This is a genomic window from Bacillus proteolyticus (assembly GCF_001884065.1).
GTDB lineage: Bacteria > Bacillota > Bacilli > Bacillales > Bacillaceae_G > Bacillus_A > Bacillus_A proteolyticus.
In genome coordinates this window covers 1-237 of the sequence record NZ_MACH01000061.1, presented here as the reverse complement: position 1 = coordinate 237, position 237 = coordinate 1, and the positions used below count along the sequence as shown (strand labels likewise).

Here is a 237-nt window from a genome sequence, read left to right as displayed (position 1 = left end):
AGGGGGATTCCTAAGTAAAGAGTTCTATCGAACTCTAATTTATTAGGCTATCTCCACAGTCCTTGCGGTTAGAAGCCTTATCGCTTCATTCTTTAGATTGATACTTGCGTTAATATCCCTATCATGGTGTGTAAGGCAAGAAGGGCAGTCCCATTTACGTAGGTTTAGATTTTTAACGTCTTTGTTTTGATATCCACAACAAGAACATAATTGGCTTGAAGCAAATGTTTTCGATAC

1 protein-coding gene is annotated in these 237 nt (G+C 38.0%); it reads right to left on the bottom strand.

What is annotated here, in order from left to right:
* Window positions 1-42: 42 nt before the first annotated feature.
* On the bottom strand, window positions 43-237 hold a 195-nt coding region (locus BAQ49_RS09600; protein ID WP_141532991.1), incomplete at its 5' end, for a zinc ribbon domain-containing protein.